Genomic DNA, 18,714 nt, shown 5'->3' with positions numbered 1-18,714 from the left:
GCCGTCTGAAAGACCCAAATATAGAGTTATTCAAACGACGTTTGCAAATCGTCGTTCTGAATAACTCTATATTTACAAGTAGAATTTGAGATTATTGTTTTAAATCGATATTTAGGTATTGACTATTGATTTTTAAATTTTGATAGTTTATGAAGTTTAGGCCGTCTGAAAACAGATAACCTGATGGCAATATCGGTTTGGATATAGACAGTAAGGATAAAATATGAAAAAGATTCAAGCAGATGTGGTAGTACTGGGTGGCGGTACAGCCGGTATGGGCGCATTTCGCAATGCCCGACTTCAGACAGACAATGTTTACCTGATTGAAAACAATGTATTCGGAACAACTTGTGCGCGTGTCGGCTGTATGCCGTCCAAATTGCTGATTGCGGCTGCGGAAGCGCGCCATCATGCTCTGCATACCGATCCGTTTGGTGTGCATTTGGATAAAGACAGTGTAACGGTAAACGGCGAAGAAGTCATGCGCCGCGTGAAGTCCGAACGCGACCGTTTTGTCGGTTTTGTAGTCAGCGATGTAGAAGAGTGGCCTGCCGACAAGCGTATTATGGGTACGGCAAAATTTGTTGACGAACACACCGTCCAAATCGATGATCATACTCAAATCACTGCAAAAAGTTTTGTAATTGCCACAGGTTCGCGCCCTGTGATTTTCCCTCAGTGGGAAGTTTTAGGCGATCGCTTGATTGTGAACGATGATGTTTTCTCTTGGGATACCCTGCCTAAGAGTGTGGCCGTGTTCGGTCCTGGCGTAATCGGCTTAGAGTTGGGTCAGGCTTTGCACCGTTTGGGCGTAAAAGTTGAAATTTTTGGCGTGGCCGGTGCGATTGGCGGTATTTCCGATCCTGTTGTCGTTGAAGAAGCCAAAACCGTTTTTGGTGAAGAGTTGACTTTGCATTTGGATGCAAAAACCGAAGTCAAGTTGGACGCAGAGGGCAATGTTGAAGTTCATTGGGAACAAGATGGCGAAAAAGGTGTGTTCCATGCTGAATATGCTTTGGCTGCCGCCGGTCGCCGCCCAAATGTGGACAATATTGGTTTGGAAAACCTGAATATCGAAAAAGATGCGCGTGGCGTGCCTGTTGCCGATCCGTTGACCATGCAAACCAGCATTCCGCACATCTTCATCGCAGGTGATGCGTCCAATCAATTGCCTCTACTGCATGAAGCTTCTGACCAAGGCAAAATTGCCGGTCACAATGCCGCTATTTTCCCGAATATTGAGGGCGGTTTGCGCCGTAGCGTAATCGGCGTGGTATTCACCAGTCCGCAAATTGCCACTATCGGCTTGAAATACACGCAAGTTGCAGCGAAATATCAGCCTGATGAGTTTGTAATCGGCGAAGTTTCATTCCGAAACCAAGGCCGCAGCCGCGTTATGTTGGTCAACAAAGGCCATATGCGTTTGTATGCTGAGAAAGCGACCGGCCGTTTCATTGGTGCGGAAGTTGTCGGCCCTGCTGCCGAACATTTGGCACACTTGATGGCTTGGGCGCATCAAATGAAGATGACGATTCCGCAAATGCTGGATATGCCGTTCTACCATCCGGTTATCGAGGAAGGTCTGCGCACTGCATTGCGTGATGCCGATGCAAAATTGAAACAGGCTTGATTGTTTGATGGATAAAGGCCGTCTGAAACTTTCAGACGGCCTTTTTTATGCTTTGAAGCTGTTAAATCAATTCTAAATCCGTACCGGCATTTTGTGTGCGGCGGCTGCGCAGTTGGATGTCCAAACGCAGGTCGTGTGCGGAGTCGGCGTTTTTAATGGCGTCTTGGAAACTGATGTCGCCGCGTTCGTACAGCTCGTAGAGCGCTTGGTCGAAAGTCTGCATACCCATGGTGGTAGATTTTTTCATCATTTCTTTAATGCCGTGGATTTCGCCTTTTTGAATCATCTCGGAAATAATCGGCGAATTGAGCAGAATTTCCACAGCGGCTACGCGGCCTTTACCGCCCTCGCGGGGAATCAGGCGTTGTGAAATAAAGGCTTGCAGGTTGAGCGATAAATCGGTCAGCAACTGGGTACGGCGCTCTTCGGGGAAGAAGTTGATGATGCGGTCGAGCGCTTGGTTGGAGTTGTTAGCGTGCAGCGTGGCGAGACAGAGATGGCCTGTTTCAGCGAACGCCAAGGCGTAGTCCATGGTTTCGCGGTCGCGAATCTCGCCGATCAGGATGACGTCGGGTGCCTGACGCAGAGTGTTTTTCAGCGCGGCAAACCAGTTTTCGGTATCCACACCGACTTCGCGCTGGGTAATGATGCTTTTTTTGTGTTGATGGACGAACTCAATCGGGTCTTCGATGGTAATGATGTGGTCTTGGCAATTTTCGTTGCGGTGGTCAACCATCGCGGCGAGCGAGGTGGATTTGCCCGAACCGGTACCGCCGACAAAAATCACGAGGCCGCGTTTTTTCATCACCACGTCTTTCAAGACAGGCGGCAGATTGAGGCTGTCGAAATTAGGGATTTTGCTGGTAATGGAGCGGAACACCAGCGCCGTCGCGCCGCGCTGCACCATTGCATTGACACGGAAGCGGCTGGTGTCGGGCAGACTGATGGCGAAGTTACATTCGTTGGTGGAGGAAAACTCTTCGATTTGTTTGGTGGACATAATCGAAAAAGCGATTTCCATACATTTTTCAGAGGTCAGCGGCTCATTGGTAATCGGCGTGATTTTGCCGTCCACTTTCATAGCGGGCGGAAAATTGGTCGTGATAAAGAGGTCGGAGCCTTTGTATTTGTTCATATGGCGTAGCCAAGCGAACAATTCTTCTTTTGCGTCCGGAGTATTTTCGTCAAACATAAGAATTCAGATAGTTAATGTTAAGTTATTTTATTGAGAACAATTGTAACAGAAGCAATCATTATTTGCTGTTTTGCCCGTTAGAGTGGCGATCTGTTTTAAATTGAGTGTCGTTCTGGGAATATAGCAGATTTTTCAGTATCCCTGTGATTTTAAATTCTGCTGTTATAATATTGCCCGATTAGTGAATGGAAAGGTAACGAGATGTCAGCACAAACAATTGCCGTGATCGGCGCAATGGAACAGGAAATTGAGCTTTTGCGTGAAAGCATGGCCAATGTCAAACATGTATCCTTCGGTAAATTCTCAGCATATGAAGGCGAATTGGCCGGGAAACGCATGGTATTGGTTTTGAGCGGTATCGGTAAAGTCAATGCGGCGGTTTCGACTTCTTGGGTCATTCATCAGTTTGCACCGGATTGCGTCATCAATACCGGCAGTGCAGGCGGTTTGGGAAAGGGCCTGAAGGTCGGCGATGTGGTTATCGGCGAAACTGTGGCGCATCACGATGTTGATGTAACGGCTTTTGGTTATGTTTGGGGGCAGGTACCGCAACTTCCTGCTGTGTTTGCATCGGATGAAAACCTGATTCGCCAAGCAGAAAAGGCGGCGCAAGTGTTTGAAGGTGCGGCCGTAACGCAAGGCCTGATTGTCAGTGGCGACCGTTTTGTGCACAGCAGTGAAGGTGTCGCGGAAATCCGCAGCCATTTCCCTGACGTGAAAGCAGTGGAAATGGAAGCTGCGGCGATTGCGCAGACCTGTTACCAGTTGGAAGTGCCGTTTGTGATTATTCGCGCCGTATCCGATTCGGCAGATGAGAAAGCGGACATCAGCTTTGAAGAGTTTTTGAAAACAGCGGCCGTCAGCTCGGCGAAGATGGTTACCGAGATTGTCAAATCGCTATAAAATCATGCAGAAACGTTGAATTTCCGTTAGAATACGGAACGATTCAACCTTATTCTAAGGCCGTCTGAAAACCGAATCCCTGTTTTTTCAGACGGCCTTTCCGGCTTTAATTGCATTTATCTTAATAACAATATGAAAAACATACGGAATTTCTCCATTATTGCCCACATCGACCACGGCAAATCGACGCTTGCCGACCGCTTCATCCAATACTGCGGCGGTTTGGATTTGCGCGAAATGAGTACGCAGGTGCTCGACTCCATGGACATCGAAAAAGAGCGCGGCATCACCATCAAAGCGCAAACCGCCGCGCTCAACTACAAAGCACGCAACGGACAGGTGTATCAGCTCAACCTGATTGACACGCCGGGACATGTCGACTTCTCTTACGAAGTCTCCCGCTCCTTGTCCGCCTGCGAAGGCGCACTGCTGGTCGTTGACGCGTCGCAAGGCGTGGAAGCGCAAACCGTGGCGAACTGCTATACCGCGATTGATTTGGGCGTGGAAGTCGTGCCGGTTTTGAACAAAATCGATCTGCCTGCCGCTGACCCCGAGCGCGTTGAACAGGAAATCGAAGACATCATCGGCATCGATGCCGTCGGCGCGGTGCAATGTTCCGCCAAAAGCGGCATCGGCGTAGAAGACGTTTTGGAAGAAATCGTTGCCAAAATCCCTGCGCCTACCGGCGATGAAAATGCGCCGCTGCAAGCCGTTATCGTCGATTCGTGGTTTGACAATTACGTCGGCGTGGTCATGCTGATCCGTGTGAAAAACGGCACTATCAAGCTGAAAGACAAAGTGCGCTTTATGAGTACCAAAGCGGAAACGCAGGTCGAGCAGCTGGGCGTATTCACGCCGAAATCAGTTCAGAAACAAGAGCTCAAAGCCGGCGAAGTAGGCTTTTTGATTACCGGCGTAAAAGAATTGGGTCAGGCGAAAGTCGGTGATACGGTTACATTGGTTGCCAATCCTGCCTCCGAGCCGCTGCCCGGCTTCCAAGAAGTGCAAAGCCAGGTATTCGCCGGACTTTATCCCGTAGAAAGCCACGATTACGAAGCCTTGCGCGATGCGCTGGAAAAATTGCAACTGAACGATGCTTCGCTGAAATTCGAGCCTGAAGTTTCCCAGGCATTGGGTTTCGGTTTCCGCTGCGGCTTCTTGGGTCTGTTGCACTTGGAAATCGTGCAGGAACGTTTGGAGCGCGAGTTCGACATGGATTTGATTACCACCGCGCCGACGGTGGTTTACGAAGTCGTGTTGAAAAGCGGCGAAAAAATCGAAGTCGAAAACCCATCCAAACTGCCCGACATCGGCAGCATCGAAACCATTCTCGAGCCGATTATCACTGCGACCATTCTTGTGCCGCAGGAATACGTCGGCAACGTCATGACTTTGTGCAACCAAAAACGCGGCGTGCAGGTCAATATGCAATATATGGGCCGCCAAGTGATGCTGACTTACGACTTGCCGATGAACGAAGTGGTGATGGACTTCTTTGACAAACTCAAATCCACTTCACGCGGTTATGCTTCGTTGGACTACCATTTCAAAGAGTTCCAACCGTCTGATTTGATTAAGCTGGATATTATGGTCAACGGCGAAAAAGTCGATGCCTTAAGCCTGATTGTTCACCGTCAAAGCGCCGTTCACCGAGGCCGCGAGCTGGCATCAAAAATGCGCGAACTGATTCCGCGCCAGATGTTTGATATTGCCGTACAGGCCGCCATCGGCAGCCAGATTATTGCTCGTGAAAACGTCAAAGCCCTGCGTAAAAACGTTTTGGCGAAATGTTACGGCGGTGATATTACGCGTAAGAAAAAACTTCTCGAAAAACAAAAAGCAGGTAAGCGCCGCATGAAACAAGTGGGCAACGTGGAAATTCCGCAAAGCGCATTTTTGGCGATTCTGCAAGTAGGGGAAAAGTAGATTTAAAGCGGCATTTTCTAGAGTATTCATAAAATATTTGATGAAATTCATCTTACTGTAATATAAAAATTTTGTTTTATTCACGGTTATTTAAATGATAAAAAGAAACATTCCTTATGCAGAAGCCATGGCAATATTCCAAGTAGCATTGACCTATTATGATAAACAAAACTATAAATCAGCTTTCCCAATTTTTGAGAAATTGGCAAAAGATAATATACCTGAGGCACAGTATAACTTAGCTTTAATGTATGAAAATGGGGAAGGAGTAAAGCAAAATATTAATAAAGCTGTGGAACTATACAAGATTGCTGCTTATCAAGATTATTTGCCTGCTGCATATAATTTAGGAATGATATATGTACTTGGACAAGGCTTAGAAGAACGAAATTTAGAAATGGCGGTTAAATGGTTTGAAATTGCCGCCTCAGAAAATGATCCATCAGCACTATTCAATTTAGGATGCGTTTATTATGAGGGGGGTTACGGTATTGAGAAAGATGATCGAAAGGCTCTTATGTGGTGGCAAAAAGCTGCCATACAAGGTCATCCAATCGCTTATGAACGCATTGAAATTTTAAAAAATGAAAATAAAAATTGCAATTTCTATATACCTAATATATTAGGAAAACTATACGGATTAGATAGCCTATTTAAAAGTCTTTCCAATTATGCAACATACAAAGAAGAAAATTATATTTATATAAATGGGATAATGAATGCAATGATGGATGAATATATACCAATCCTAAAAGATCAATATATTTTAAATAAAAACAATTACATTAAAATATTGATTAATGAAATATATAAAATACACAATATGAGTTTTCACTCCCCTAGCCATTATACTAAATTAACAAAATTAATTAACCATTGTTCCAAATTAATTGATAAAGCAATAAAATATGAAGAAAAATTGCGCAAAAATATAAAGAAAGAAGTAATTCAAGAGTCTCCATTATTGAGAAACATTAAAAATGATATTGATGAATTAAATAGAAAGATTACAAGTATTAAAGAAAAAATAAAATCCATAGATATAAAAATAAAATCGTTAAGAAATACAGAGTATAACGAGGAAATTAGTCTCATAAATCATAGAATAAGCAATATAAACTTTAAAATAAATAAAACAAAAAAAGCTATTAAATATGGCAAAATTGAAAAACTGAAGGGTTACACAATCATCAATAAACTAGAAGAAAGAAAGGATAATCAATTTTCTATAATAAAAGAATTACAAAAAAATATATTTAAAAAAAATCAAGATTTAATTTTGAATTTAGAAAACGAAAAAAAAGAACTTGTATCTCAAATAGATTTTTTAGAAAAAAGTATTTACATCAAACAACAGGATTTATCTTATGAGTAAGTAAAATATACACCTAGCATCTAAATTGAAAATTATGGAATTACTAATATTATGAAAGACTATTTTACAAAATAATCGTTCAAATCATGAGATGAATAAATGAATAATATATATCTTACTGGGGCAGTAGTAATTTTAACTGCCAGTTTTATACTTTATTTCAAAAGCAGCAAAGAGCGTCAGGAAAACGGCGAATGGAGCTCCGGCCTGCAATGGAGTTATCTCCTGTGCATGGTCGGTGTATTCGGCATTTTGTCCGAATTTATGAGCTTTACCGCCGTATTGCTGGTGTTTGTCGTGTTCACCGGTATTGTTTGGGCAATTCATAAAGGCCGTCTGAAAAAAAGCGAGACCGACGAAGACAATGCGCATTTTACCGACTACATGGGCGGCTTTTTCCCCATCATCTTGGTTATCTTTGTGTTGCGCAGCTTTATTGCCGAACCGTTCCAAATTCCGTCCAGCTCCATGCGTCCGGGCTTGGTCAAAGGCGATTTTATTTTGGTGAACAAATTTTCTTACGGTATCCGCCTGCCGATTTTGAATAAGGTCATTATCCCTGTCGGCAACATTGCCCGAGGCGATGTCGTGGTGTTCAATTACCCACTTCAGCCTGAGATGAATTACATCAAACGTATCGTCGGCATTCCGGGCGACGTTGTGGAATACCGTGATAAGGTTTTGACTGTTAACGGTGAAATTATTTCCGAAAAACCAAACGGCAATTATCAATACGCAGATGATACCGATCCGTCTATTATTCATACGCTTGAGCGTTTTCAGACGGCCTTGAACGGCAAAAACTTTGATGTGGTTAAAGAAGCCGGTCAGCCTTCCGTATCCATTGCCGTATTGAACAAATACACCTCCGAAGTGATGCCTGAAAGCAATTACTCACTTGGAACAAGCGGTTTGGAAAATTGCGAATACGCAGAAGACGGCAATGGCTTTATCTGTAAAGTTCCCGAAGGCCGTTATTTCGCGATGGGCGACAACCGCGACAACAGCGCCGATTCCCGTTACTGGGGATTTGTCGATGACAAACTGATTGTCGGTAAAGCCTTCTTCGTTTGGATGAACTTTGGCGAACTCAGCCGTATCGGTACCAGTATCAAATAAGCAATAACAGATTAAAAGGCCGTCTGAAATTTTTCAGACGGCCTTTTTTGTATCTATTTTTTGTTTTTTAACGAACCTAAATAAATCGCCAATAAAGTCAAAGTGGCACCGCTCCATTGGACGGTATTAATCGGTTTATCCAACCAGAAATAATCGATCAACATGGCAGCGACCGGTTCGGAGAGCAGTAGCAGGCCGGTCAGTGACAAGGATAAAAGAGGGATGGCGTAAGCAATCAATGCCCAAGCGAAGCATTGCATGACGATGCCGTAGATGGAGACTAGAATCACATCGTTAAAAGTTTTGGGATATAGATGGGCGGCATCGAATAGCAGCGACGGAATGATCAGCGCCATTGCGCCGCCAAAGCTTAAAATCATCATCAGCGGAAACAAACCGACTTTTTCCTGCTCATGGGTTTTGCGTACGAAAACCATAGACAGGGCCAGCATGGCACCGGACACTACGCCGCTGACAAATCCCCATGCGGCATTGTCGTTATGACCGAACTCCGGGCTGCCGATTAAGGCTACGCCTATGGTGGCCAATATCAAACTTAAAATTTGCAGGGTGCTTAGACGTTCCGAATAAAAGAAGAAGCCGATGGCGGCTAAAAAGAAAATCTGCAGACTGTTGAGCAAGGTGGAAATGCCGGGGCCTACGGCGTGAATGCTTTCGTGCCAAAGGGCGAGGTCGAATGCGAGGAAAACGCCGGATAAGATTGCGTAGCCGACCGTTTTTCTTTTCGTGGGCATTTTTTGTCTGAAAAAACGCCCGAGCAGGAAGAATATAGGGGCGGCAATCAGTAAGCGCCAGAATGCGATGGCGTAAGAGCCGACATCGACAAATTTGACGATCAAACTGCCCAAGCCGAAGACGACGCAGCCGACGACTAGCAGGGGCGCTGCATAATTTCCTGAACGTGTGTCCATCGGCTTCTCCATGAATCAAATGAAGACGATTATTCCATAAAAGATAGATGAGGTGCTAATGATAAATAGTGGTAAGCCAAGATAAAGGGGTTATGATGAAAGGCCGTCTGAAAACTGTTTCAGACGGCCTTTTGATGATTTTCTGGCTTGATTTCGTATTGTTGTAGTATAAAATCGTTTTACGCCGTGTTTTCAGACGGCTTGATCAGTTTTGGTTTTGAGAAAAGGATTATTGGAAATGGCAAACCCTATTCGTGCGTTTTTGGATTATGTGCCGTCGGTTGATGAGTCTTGTTTTGTAGATGAGACTTCGGTAGTGATTGGCGAAGTATCGCTGGCGGAAGATGTATCGATTTGGCCTTATGCTGTATTGCGCGGCGATGTGAACAGCATTTCTATCGGCAAGCGCAGCAATGTGCAGGACGGCAGCGTTTTGCATGTGTCGCATAAGAATGCGGTGAAGCCTGACGGTTCGCCTTTGATTATCGGCGATGATGTGACGATTGGGCATAAGGTCATGCTGCATGGCTGCCGAATTGGGAGTCGTGTGTTGGTGGGCATGGGCTCGATTATTTTGGATGATACGGTTGTCGAAGATGATGTGATGATAGGCGCGGGCAGTTTGGTGCCGCCGCGCAAACGTTTGGAAAGCGGTTTTTTATACGTCGGCTCGCCTGTGAGACAAGTGCGTCCGCTGACGGATGAGGAAAAGGCATTTTTGACGTATTCGGCTGCGCATTATGTCCGCCTGTCCGGACAGCATAAAATTTCAAAATAAGGAAAACCAATCCAATGAACGCAATTTATCTGGCTTCGGGCAGTCCGCGCCGTCGTGAGATTTTGGAAAATTTGGGTTTCACAGTACACCGCCTCCCAGCGGATATTGATGAAACCCCTAAAGAAGGCGAAGCCGCGCTGGAGTATGTGCGCCGTATGGCCTGCGAGAAAAATCAGGCGGCGGTGGCGCAATGGTTTACTGCTCATGACGAAGAGCCTGAGTTTGCTGTATTGACGGCGGATACGACGGTGGCGGATGGTGCGGCTATTTTGGGCAAGCCGGAATCCGAGGCGGATGCGGTCGATATGCTGGAACGCTTGTCCGGACGGACGCATCAAGTGCTGACGGCTGTATGCGTTTACTGGCAAGGCGTGCGCCATGATGTGGTGCAGACGAGTGAAGTGCGCTTTAAAACGTTGACAGCTGAGGAGATTGCAGCCTATGTTGCCAGCGGCGAGCCGATGGATAAAGCCGGTGCGTATGGGATTCAGGGCTTGGGCGGCGTATTTGTCGAGCATTTGCAGGGCAGTTTTACCGGCGTGATGGGTTTGCCGGTTTATGAGACCGCGCAACTGCTGAAATCTTTGGGTTTGGCAGCGCCGCCGTTTGCTTAAAATTAGGCAAATGCCGTCTGAAAGCGTGCCGACAAAAACGCCTGTTTCAGTTACAATACTGCCTTAAATAGCTTGTTTGAAGAAAGATATGAAAGAACATAAGGCCCGGAAACGCTTCGGGCAGAATTTTTTGCAGGATACGCGGATTATTAGCGATATTGTCAACGCGGTCAGACCGCAGCCCGATGATATCATGATTGAAATCGGCCCGGGCTTGGCAGCCATTACCGAGCCTTTGGCGAAAAAACTCAATCGCCTGCATGTTTGCGAAATCGACCGCGACATCGTACGCCGTCTGAAAACCTTGCCGTTTGCAGATAAATTGGTGATACACGAAGGCGATGTATTGCAGTTTGATTTCAACAGCATTGAAGGCAAGAAAAAAATTGTCGGCAACCTGCCGTACAATATTTCCACGCCGCTTTTGTTCCGATTGAGCGAAGTGGCGGACGATGTGATCGATATGCATTTTATGCTGCAAAAAGAAGTGGTCGAACGCATGGTGGCGCAGCCGAAAACCAACGACTATGGCCGTCTGGGCGTCATGCTGCAATATTTCTTCGATATGGAAATGTTGATTGAAGTACCGCCCGAGTCCTTTGATCCTGCACCAAAAGTGGATTCGGCCGTCGTACGCATGATTCCGGTGAAACACCGTATCGGTAAAGCAGAAGATTTTGAACATTTTGCCAAACTGGTGAAACTGGCTTTCCATCAACGCCGCAAAACCATACGCAATAATTTGAAGGAACTTGCCGGCGATGATGATTTGCAGGCAGTCGGCATCAGCCCGCAAGATCGTGCCGAACATATCGCGCCGGAAAAATATGTGGAACTGAGCAATTATTTAGCTTGCAAGTAATTTAAAATTCTTTATAACTAAATTAAGAAAAGGAAAATCAATGAAAACGTCCCTTGTTGTATTATCTTTATTTGTTGTCAGTGCTTGTGCTACTCATAAAACTATGGTTCCGATAAGTGGGAGCAAGGCTGATGGAATTGTGAAAATGGCTTATGACTATGCCTGGTTTGAATCCCCAATGATTAATAGGGAAGCATCACAAGAACAGGCTGTAAAACGATGTAATGCTTGGGGATATTCTGATGCGGAAGCATTTGGTACAAGTAGTAAACAATGTATAGAAAATAATGGATTTGGTTGTGAAAGATTTAGAGTGATAACTGAGTATCAATGTACGGGTAGTTACAATTATCCCACCCAACAAATTCCTTCACGAAACGTTTCCCAATCTTCTTATGCTGTCCAGCCGGGCCAGCAGATTATCATTAATATTCCTGCTTCTACTCAACAGGAAGTTACGTTACAGCCGATTAATCGACATTAAACTCAAACGATATGATTAAATTCAAAAATGTACACAAACATTTTAAAGATTTGCACGTTATCAACGGCGTGAATCTGGAAGTCAAACAAGGCGAAGTGGTCGTTGTATGCGGCCCTTCAGGCAGTGGTAAATCTACGCTGATTCGTACGGTAAACCAACTCGAGCGCATTGAAAGCGGTGAGATTTGGGTGGACGGCATCAATGTTGCCGATCCGAAAACCGATTTGAACAAAGTGCGCGAAGAAGTGGGTTTTGTGTTCCAAGGGTTCAATCTGTATCCACATTTGACTGTCTTGGAAAATATCATTCTTTCTCCGATGAAAGTGAAAAACCAAAGCCGTGAAGAGGCGGAAAAGAAAGCGATGGAGCTTTTGGAACGTGTCGGCTTGGCGCATAAAAAAGACGCGCTGCCCGGTCAGCTTTCCGGCGGTCAGCAGCAACGTGTGGCGATTGCACGCGGTTTGGCGATGGAGCCGCGCGTGATGTTGTTTGACGAGCCGACTTCCGCGCTTGACCCTGAAATGGTCGGCGAGGTATTGAAAGTGATGAAAGACTTGGCGGAAAGCGGCATGACCATGATGTGTGTGACCCATGAAATGGGTTTTGCGCGCGAAGTTGCCGACCGTGTGATTTTTGTCGATAAAGGCCAGATTCTGGAAGATGAAACGCCGGAAGAATTTTTTACCAATCCGAAACACGAGCGTGCCAAACAATTCCTGCAACAGGTGATGACACATTAAACTCGGGCCGTCTGAAATTTCAGACGGCATGATCGGTTTGAATGATTTTGAAAGTTGAAAATAATGTATTTTGTTGACCGTACTGCTGTCGTGCTGAAGCCGACCGCCCGTTTTTTGGAATGGCTGAAATCCGCCGATGAAAATATGCCTGACCTGACCGTCGAGCAACTGCGCACCAACTGCTCCGTATTCCTTGTGCCGCAATTTGACGAACCCGAATCCGTTATTTCTTATTTTGACGAACGCTACCAGCAGATTTTTGAAGCCGAATTGGCCGGCTGGGACATCGATAAAAGCAAATGGCCGCAAGACATGAGCTTGAAGGCTTTTTGGGAATTTTTCGATACCGAAATCCACGATATGGTTTTGGATATGGAAGAGGCGGAATTGAACATTACGCCTGTTTTCGACAATATGATGTAAAGCCGTGCGCAGTTTTCAGACGGCCTTAAAGCCTTCGCGTTCTTTGAAAATTCTGATTGTCTTCTTACACCTTTCGGCATTGGCCTCATGCCTTGCCGAGTTTTACGGCTGGATGATGTGGCTGGGTTTGGCGGCATTGGCCGGCAGTTTTACCTATGCTTGGCGCAGCGTTAATTTTCACGCTCAAAATACGGTCAGAAAAATCATCATCGACCGCCAATACCGTGCGACGGTTTACTTGAATGGCGAGGAAGAGGGAAGAAGCGCGGTTTTGCAAGACGGCAGTATGTTGACAGTTTATGCTTTGTTTCTGCAATGGAATGTTGATGGAAAAATGGTTAAACACTGCATCTTGCCAGATATGACCGACCGCGATGCCTACCGCCGTCTGAAAGTGTGGGCGCGCTGGTGTCGTGAAAAAGAAGACAAAGCAGAACTTGCGGCAGATATGGATTAAACGGCTGTTTCAGACGGCCTTTTGAAGCGATAAATACAATGAAAACATTACAAGACTGGCTTTCTCATTTGGAGACTGCCCATAGTTCCGGCCTTATCGATATGGGTTTGGAACGCGTGGGAGAAGTGAAAAAACGCATGAATTTGGTGCCGCAATGTCCTGTCGTCGTGGTGGCGGGTACCAATGGCAAGGGTTCCGTATGCGCCTATTTGTCGCATATTTATAAAGAAGCCGGTTTTAAAGTCGGTACGCTGACCAGTCCTCATCTTCTGCGTTACAACGAACGAATCGCCATCAACACTCAACAGGTTTCAGATGAATTGATTGTTTCCTCATTTGAGCGTGTTGAAGCTGCACGCGGCGAAATTTCTCTGACGTATTTTGAGTTTAATGCTTTGGCGGCCGTCGATATTTTCATGCGTGAAAATGTGGACGTAATGATTTTGGAAGTCGGTTTGGGCGGACGATTGGATGCTGTGAACGTATTTGACGGCGACTGCTCGGTCGTTACAAGTGTGGATTTGGACCATCAGGCATTTTTGGGCGATACTGTCGAGCAGGTCGGTTTTGAAAAAGCCGGAGTGTTCCGTAGCGGCAAGCCTGCTGTATGCGGTCAGAATCCTGCGCCTGAATCATTGGTTAAGCACGCAGAAGAAATTGGTGCAAAATTGTTGATGGTTCAGCGAGATTTTGATTTTACGTCAATGGAAAGCGTACAGTGGAACTATCGCTTCCATCCGCAATCTTCAGACGGCCAAAGCCGTAACCGCAATTCCTTGCCGTTTCCTGCTTTGCGCGGCGCCTATCAGTTGTCCAATGCCGCGTGTGCATTGACGGTGTTGGAATGTTTGAACGAACAATTGCCGGTTGATATCGGCGCGATTAAACGCGGTTTGCTGTTGGTTGAGAATCCTGGACGTTTCCAAGTTTTGCCCGGCCGTCCGCTGGTGGTTTTGGATGTCGGCCACAATCCGCACGCAGCCCGTGCTTTGCGCCGCAGCCTGATTAACCTTGCCTTTGCCCAAAAACGTACTGCCGTATTCAGTATGTTGTCCGACAAAGATATTGATGGTGTGCTGGAAATCGTTAAAGATCAGTTTGACGAGTGGAATATCGCGCCTTTAAATGTACCGCGCGGCATGACGGTAGAGGCTTTGCAGGCCAAATTGGCTGAACACGGCATCGATAATGTAAATGTTTTTGAAACTGTCGCTGCAGCCTATCGCACTGCTTTGGCTAAAGCAACCGAAAATGATAGAATCGTTGTTTTCGGCTCATTCCATACTGTTGCCGATGTGATGGCTGTTTTGAAAGAACACTAACGAGGAAATTATCATGTCCGACAATAAACAAAAAGAAACTCCAAACGGATACGATTTAGACGGTTACGAACGACTCAAACGTCGCAACCGCCGTCGCTTGGTCTTGGCCTCCGGCTTGGTGGTGGCATCGGGTATGCTATTCGGTCTGGCGCTGACTTCCGGCGACGATAAAAATTCACCGTTTAAAGAAGCGCCTGTCGGTCAGAGCCAAGTCAAAACGGCTGACGAGCCGAGCAAGGCTGTTGTTTTAGAGCCGAATAAAGAGGATGTCGCTGCTGCTGAAGAGGCTGCCCTCCATGCGGATGCCGAAGCACCAAATAAACCGCAAAATGCAGGCGACGAAGAAGATAATGAGCCGGTTGAAGTATTGAAGCCAAGCCGTGAATCTGCTCCCGAAGATGTTGGCGAGCCGTTGGTTTTGATCAACGATACTTTGGATGACGGCAATATTAAAGGCTTGGAAGAGTCCGAACGTATTCAACGCGCCGAGGCAGCCAAACGTGAAGCTGCGGAGCGCCGAGCCGAAGAACGCCGCCAACGTCAGGCTGAACAACGTGCTGCTGCCGCCCGTAAAACACAAGCCCAACAGGAAGCTGCTGAGAAAGAAAACGCATTGGCAGCTAAAAAACGCGTACTTCAAGCGCGTGCTGAGAAAGCAGAACGTGAAGCCGCTGCCGAACGCAATAAATTGGCACAATTGGAAAAAGCAGAGAAAGCCATTGCCGAGCGTAAATCTGCCAAAAACAGCAAAGACAGCGTAAAAGACAAGGCCGAGCCTGCCAAGAAAGCAGAAGCCAAAGTTGAAAAACCAAAAAATGAAAAAGCTAAACAGGAAACGGCCAAAGCAGAAAAAGCCGATAAGGTAAAAACTGCCGAGAAGCCGTCTGAAAAAGCCAAACCTAAAGCTGAAAAAGAAACAGCAGAAGCCAAACCTGCGAAAAAAGCCGCTATTCAAGCTGGTTATGCTGAAAAAGAACGTGCGCAAAGCCTGCAACGTAAAATGAAAGCCGCAGGTATCGATTCGACCATCACTGAAGTGATGACCGATAAAGGTAAGGTGTATCGCGTGAAATCAGCCAGTTATAAAAATGCACGCGATGCAGAGCGCGATTTGAACAAATTGCGTGTACATGGCATTGCCGGTCAGGTGACCAGTGAGTAATTTGCCTGTTGCCGATTTGTTGGCTGCCGCCGTCATCGTCATCTGCATCATTATCTCGTTGACACGGGGTATTATTGCCGAAGCAGGGGCGATGGTGGCGTGGGTAGTATCGTTCATTGCAGCCAGAATGCTTGCCGTGTCGTTTGGCGATGTGGTCTTTAAATCGGTTGAGCCGCATTCTTTGGCGGTTGCCATGGGGTTTGCCGCTGTGTTTTTTCTGGCATGGCTGTTGCAGAAACTGGCACGATCGCTGTTAAGCAGTTTGATGTCCGCTGTTGGTTTGGGAAGCATCAACCGTTTGCTTGGTGGCGTATTCGGCGCAGTGAAAGGTGTGATTTTGGTGACACTGGCCGTGATGGTTTTTTCACACACTGATTTGCCGAAAACGGAAGAGTGGCAAAGTTCGCACACAATTCCGTATTTTGAATCACTTGCCGATGCTGCAATGCCTTATCTGCCTGGAAAAGATACCGCAATGCCGCATCTTTCGGGTAAAGCAGCTGAAGTAGAAGAATTGGATGATTGAGTTTGACGGATTCAGACGGCCTATGGGTCGTCTGAATCCGTTTTTATTTGCGTAAATTTGACATCATATTGTCAACAATTTGAGCAAACTCATCTAAATTATTTTATAATGACAGCTTACCCATTTAATCTTCAAACTCGGAGAAGCACGATATGTGTGGTGTATTAGGTTTGGTTAGTCATGAGCCGGTCAATCAGATATTATATGATGGTTTGCAGATGTTGCAACACCGTGGTCAGGACGCAGCAGGTATTGTTACTGCCGAAGGCAATATATTTCATATGCACAAGGGCAAAGGCATGGTGCGCGAAGTATTCCGTACCCGCAATATGCGCGACTTGGTCGGTAATGCCGGCATTGCACACGTCCGCTATCCGACTGCAGGCAATGCGGGCAGCAGTGCAGAGGCCCAGCCGTTTTATGTCAGCTCCCCATTCGGCATTGTTTTGGCACACAATGGTAATCTGACCAATACCGAAGAGCTGTATGAAAATGTGTGCAACAAACACCTGCGCCACGTTAATACCAGTTCGGATTCTGAAGTTCTACTCAATGTATTCGCGCATGAATTACGCCGCGAAGTCTCTAAAAATACAGCCCCTTATCAACTCACCATCGACAATATTTTCAACGCCGTTTCCGAAGTACACCGCATAGTGCGCGGCGCATACGGTGTTGTAGCCATGATTGCCGGATATGGCATGGTTGCCTTCCGCGATCCTCACGGTATCCGTCCGTTGGTCTTGGGTTCGCAAACCGATGAATCCGGTAAAAAATCGTATGCTGTTGCCTCTGAATCAGTTGCTTTCAACGCGCTTGCCTATGATTTGGAACGCGATATCCAGCCAGGTGAGGCCGTGTTTGTCAGCTTTGACGGTTCAATCGTGGCGCGTCAATGCAGCGATAAAGTCAAACTCAGCCCTTGTCTCTTTGAATACGTCTATTTCGCGCGTCCCGACTCCGTCATCGACGGCGTATCCATCTATCAGGCGCGTATGGATATGGGCGTTTCTTTGGCGGAAAAAATCAAACGCGAGTTGCCCGTCGACGATATCGATGTTGTGATGCCGATTCCTGATACCAGCCGACCAAGCGCGATGGAGCTTGCCGTTCATCTCGAAAAACCGTATCGCGAAGGTCTGATTAAAAACCGCTATATCGGCCGTACATTTATTATGCCGGGACAAGCAACGCGTAAAAAATCAGTACGCCAAAAACTCAGCCCGATGGAAACCGAGTTTAACGGCAAAAGCGTTTTGTTGGTGGATGATTCCATCGTGCGCGGTACAACCAGCCGTGAAATCGTTGAAATGGTACGCGCGGCAGGCGCACGCAAAGTCTATATTGCTTCTGCGGCTCCCGAAGTGCGCTATCCGAATGTGTACGGTATCGATATGCCGACCCGTGAAGAACTGATTGCAAACGGCCGCAGCGCAGCAGAAATCGCAGCCGAGATTGGCGCAGACGGCATCGTCTTCCAAAACTTAGAAGACTTGGAAGCAGTAGTCAAAGCACTCAATCCAAAAATCGAATCCTTTGATTCTTCATGCTTTAATGGTGTCTATCAAACCGGCGATATCGACGAAGCGTATCTAAACCGTCTCTCTACCGAAAAATCAGGTTGTGGCGGCTTGAAAGTTCATCCAAGCAAAATGGAACACAGCATCACTATCAGCGATAGCGATGATGATGAAGAATAAAGCAAATTGACTTACAATAAAGGCCGTCTGAAAATTAATGTTCAGACGGCCTTTAATTATGTTCTAGACACATCATGAGTACCGAAACCAAAAATTACATTACACCCACCGGTTGGCAGGCACTGAAAGACGAACTTTATCATCTGGTCAACAAAGAACGCCCGGAAATCGTCCAAATCGTTAACTGGGCGGCAAGCAATGGCGACCGCAGCGAGAATGGCGACTATCTTTACGGCAAACGCCGTATGCGCGAAATCGACCGCCGTATCCGCTTCCTAACCAAACGCTTGGAAGCAGCCGTCGTCGTCGACCCTGAAGCGCGTGAAGCCACGGACCAGGTTTTTTTCAGCGCCACTGTTGGCTTATTACGCGGAGACGGTCGTGAACAAACCGTCAAAATCGTCGGCGTAGATGAAATCGATACTGCTAAAAACAAAATCTCATGGATTTCCCCTTTGGCACGCAGCCTGATTAAAGCACGCGAAGGCGATGAAGTTGTCTTGGATACACCGGAAGGACGCGAGGTTATAGAGATTTTATCGGTGGAATATATTAAGATTGACTGA

Annotated in this window: 19 protein-coding genes; 17 read left to right on the top strand and 2 right to left on the bottom strand. The window is 46.4% G+C overall.

Translation table 11 applies throughout. The annotated features are described in order from the left end of the window. Positions 1–223 precede the first annotated feature (223 nt). On the top strand, positions 224–1,630 hold the full coding sequence (locus tag FAH67_RS05435; protein WP_004464205.1) for a dihydrolipoyl dehydrogenase: 1,407 nt from the start codon (positions 224–226) through the stop codon (positions 1,628–1,630). A 61-nt stretch (positions 1,631–1,691) separates the two neighbouring features. Here FAH67_RS05435 and FAH67_RS05430 read toward each other — a convergent pair whose 3' ends face one another. Continuing rightward, the gene (locus FAH67_RS05430) at positions 1,692–2,822 is read right to left on the bottom strand and encodes a PilT/PilU family type 4a pilus ATPase (protein WP_004464201.1); all 1,131 of its coding nucleotides are present in this window, start codon (positions 2,820–2,822) and stop codon (positions 1,692–1,694) included. 204 nt (positions 2,823–3,026) lie between these two features. Here FAH67_RS05430 and FAH67_RS05425 point away from each other — a divergent pair, with 204 nt between their 5' ends. The 4 genes from FAH67_RS05425 to lepB all read left to right on the top strand — a co-directional run bounded on the left by FAH67_RS05425 (position 3,027) and on the right by lepB (position 8,148). Then, entirely contained in the window at positions 3,027–3,728 is a 702-nt protein-coding gene (locus FAH67_RS05425) for a 5'-methylthioadenosine/adenosylhomocysteine nucleosidase (RefSeq protein WP_004464200.1), read from the top strand. A 132-nt stretch (positions 3,729–3,860) separates the two neighbouring features. After that, entirely contained in the window at positions 3,861–5,654 is a 1,794-nt protein-coding gene (lepA, locus tag FAH67_RS05420; protein WP_004464199.1) for a translation elongation factor 4, read from the top strand. A gap of 94 nt (positions 5,655–5,748) precedes the next feature. Further along, complete coding sequence (locus tag FAH67_RS05415) at positions 5,749–7,029, top strand: tetratricopeptide repeat protein (protein ID WP_112890807.1); 1,281 nt, start codon at positions 5,749–5,751, stop codon at positions 7,027–7,029. A gap of 99 nt (positions 7,030–7,128) precedes the next feature. After that, positions 7,129–8,148: a signal peptidase I gene (gene lepB, locus FAH67_RS05410; protein ID WP_004464197.1), complete on the top strand. Its 1,020-nt coding sequence runs from the start codon at positions 7,129–7,131 to the stop codon at positions 8,146–8,148. A gap of 53 nt (positions 8,149–8,201) precedes the next feature. Here the strand turns inward: lepB and FAH67_RS05405 are convergent, their stop codons facing one another. Next, entirely contained in the window at positions 8,202–9,080 is an 879-nt protein-coding gene (locus FAH67_RS05405) for a DMT family transporter (protein ID WP_039863615.1), read from the bottom strand. 238 nt (positions 9,081–9,318) lie between these two features. Here FAH67_RS05405 and FAH67_RS05400 point away from each other — a divergent pair, with 238 nt between their 5' ends. From FAH67_RS05400 to greB, 12 genes are all read left to right on the top strand, one after another. Continuing rightward, complete coding sequence (locus tag FAH67_RS05400) at positions 9,319–9,858, top strand: gamma carbonic anhydrase family protein (protein ID WP_004464195.1); 540 nt, start codon at positions 9,319–9,321, stop codon at positions 9,856–9,858. 14 nt (positions 9,859–9,872) lie between these two features. Continuing rightward, complete coding sequence (locus tag FAH67_RS05395) at positions 9,873–10,472, top strand: Maf family protein (RefSeq protein ID WP_004464194.1); 600 nt, start codon at positions 9,873–9,875, stop codon at positions 10,470–10,472. 88 nt (positions 10,473–10,560) lie between these two features. After that, the gene (rsmA, locus tag FAH67_RS05390; RefSeq protein ID WP_004464193.1) at positions 10,561–11,334 is read left to right on the top strand and encodes a 16S rRNA (adenine(1518)-N(6)/adenine(1519)-N(6))-dimethyltransferase RsmA; all 774 of its coding nucleotides are present in this window, start codon (positions 10,561–10,563) and stop codon (positions 11,332–11,334) included. 40 nt (positions 11,335–11,374) lie between these two features. Beyond that, positions 11,375–11,818: a YecR family lipoprotein gene (gene yecR / locus FAH67_RS05385; protein ID WP_081451144.1), complete on the top strand. Its 444-nt coding sequence runs from the start codon at positions 11,375–11,377 to the stop codon at positions 11,816–11,818. A gap of 11 nt (positions 11,819–11,829) precedes the next feature. After that, complete coding sequence (locus FAH67_RS05380; protein ID WP_003747231.1) at positions 11,830–12,558, top strand: amino acid ABC transporter ATP-binding protein; 729 nt, start codon at positions 11,830–11,832, stop codon at positions 12,556–12,558. 63 nt (positions 12,559–12,621) lie between these two features. After that, positions 12,622–12,981, top strand: coding sequence for a hypothetical protein (locus FAH67_RS05375; RefSeq protein WP_003747228.1), 360 nt, complete (start codon positions 12,622–12,624; stop codon positions 12,979–12,981). Positions 12,982–12,985: 4 nt separating this feature from the next. Next, positions 12,986–13,438: a protein YgfX gene (locus tag FAH67_RS05370; RefSeq protein WP_039863614.1), complete on the top strand. Its 453-nt coding sequence runs from the start codon at positions 12,986–12,988 to the stop codon at positions 13,436–13,438. A gap of 38 nt (positions 13,439–13,476) precedes the next feature. Further along, complete coding sequence (folC, locus tag FAH67_RS05365) at positions 13,477–14,760, top strand: bifunctional tetrahydrofolate synthase/dihydrofolate synthase (RefSeq protein WP_004464190.1); 1,284 nt, start codon at positions 13,477–13,479, stop codon at positions 14,758–14,760. 13 nt (positions 14,761–14,773) lie between these two features. Beyond that, on the top strand, positions 14,774–15,922 hold the full coding sequence (ftsN, locus tag FAH67_RS05360) for a cell division protein FtsN (protein WP_004464189.1): 1,149 nt from the start codon (positions 14,774–14,776) through the stop codon (positions 15,920–15,922). Beyond that, positions 15,915–16,448 carry a CvpA family protein gene (locus FAH67_RS05355; RefSeq protein ID WP_004464188.1) on the top strand — a complete coding sequence of 178 codons (534 nt, stop codon included), beginning with the start codon at positions 15,915–15,917 and terminating at the stop codon, positions 16,446–16,448. The genes ftsN and FAH67_RS05355 overlap by 8 nt, the downstream gene beginning before the upstream one ends. A gap of 152 nt (positions 16,449–16,600) precedes the next feature. Next, the gene (gene purF / locus FAH67_RS05350; protein WP_004464187.1) at positions 16,601–18,148 is read left to right on the top strand and encodes an amidophosphoribosyltransferase; all 1,548 of its coding nucleotides are present in this window, start codon (positions 16,601–16,603) and stop codon (positions 18,146–18,148) included. Between the two features lie 74 nt (positions 18,149–18,222). Next, on the top strand, positions 18,223–18,714 hold the full coding sequence (gene greB, locus FAH67_RS05345; protein WP_004464186.1) for a transcription elongation factor GreB: 492 nt from the start codon (positions 18,223–18,225) through the stop codon (positions 18,712–18,714).

It is taken from the genome of Neisseria flavescens (assembly GCF_005221285.1).
In the GTDB taxonomy this organism is placed as follows: domain Bacteria; phylum Pseudomonadota; class Gammaproteobacteria; order Burkholderiales; family Neisseriaceae; genus Neisseria; species Neisseria flavescens.
This window is presented reverse-complemented; position numbering and strand designations above follow the sequence as displayed.

Coding starts and splice junctions, on each gene's coding strand:
- FAH67_RS05435 (WP_004464205.1), top strand. CDS start 224: ATGAAAAAGATTCAAGCAGATGTGGTAGTACTGGGTGGCGGTACAGCC.
- FAH67_RS05430 (WP_004464201.1), bottom strand. CDS start 2,822: ATGTTTGACGAAAATACTCCGGACGCAAAAGAAGAATTGTTCGCTTGG.
- FAH67_RS05425 (WP_004464200.1), top strand. CDS start 3,027: ATGTCAGCACAAACAATTGCCGTGATCGGCGCAATGGAACAGGAAATT.
- lepA (WP_004464199.1), top strand. CDS start 3,861: ATGAAAAACATACGGAATTTCTCCATTATTGCCCACATCGACCACGGC.
- FAH67_RS05415 (WP_112890807.1), top strand. CDS start 5,749: ATGATAAAAAGAAACATTCCTTATGCAGAAGCCATGGCAATATTCCAA.
- lepB (WP_004464197.1), top strand. CDS start 7,129: ATGAATAATATATATCTTACTGGGGCAGTAGTAATTTTAACTGCCAGT.
- FAH67_RS05405 (WP_039863615.1), bottom strand. CDS start 9,080: ATGGACACACGTTCAGGAAATTATGCAGCGCCCCTGCTAGTCGTCGGC.
- FAH67_RS05400 (WP_004464195.1), top strand. CDS start 9,319: ATGGCAAACCCTATTCGTGCGTTTTTGGATTATGTGCCGTCGGTTGAT.
- FAH67_RS05395 (WP_004464194.1), top strand. CDS start 9,873: ATGAACGCAATTTATCTGGCTTCGGGCAGTCCGCGCCGTCGTGAGATT.
- rsmA (WP_004464193.1), top strand. CDS start 10,561: ATGAAAGAACATAAGGCCCGGAAACGCTTCGGGCAGAATTTTTTGCAG.
- yecR (WP_081451144.1), top strand. CDS start 11,375: ATGAAAACGTCCCTTGTTGTATTATCTTTATTTGTTGTCAGTGCTTGT.
- FAH67_RS05380 (WP_003747231.1), top strand. CDS start 11,830: ATGATTAAATTCAAAAATGTACACAAACATTTTAAAGATTTGCACGTT.
- FAH67_RS05375 (WP_003747228.1), top strand. CDS start 12,622: ATGTATTTTGTTGACCGTACTGCTGTCGTGCTGAAGCCGACCGCCCGT.
- folC (WP_004464190.1), top strand. CDS start 13,477: ATGAAAACATTACAAGACTGGCTTTCTCATTTGGAGACTGCCCATAGT.
- ftsN (WP_004464189.1), top strand. CDS start 14,774: ATGTCCGACAATAAACAAAAAGAAACTCCAAACGGATACGATTTAGAC.
- purF (WP_004464187.1), top strand. CDS start 16,601: ATGTGTGGTGTATTAGGTTTGGTTAGTCATGAGCCGGTCAATCAGATA.
- greB (WP_004464186.1), top strand. CDS start 18,223: ATGAGTACCGAAACCAAAAATTACATTACACCCACCGGTTGGCAGGCA.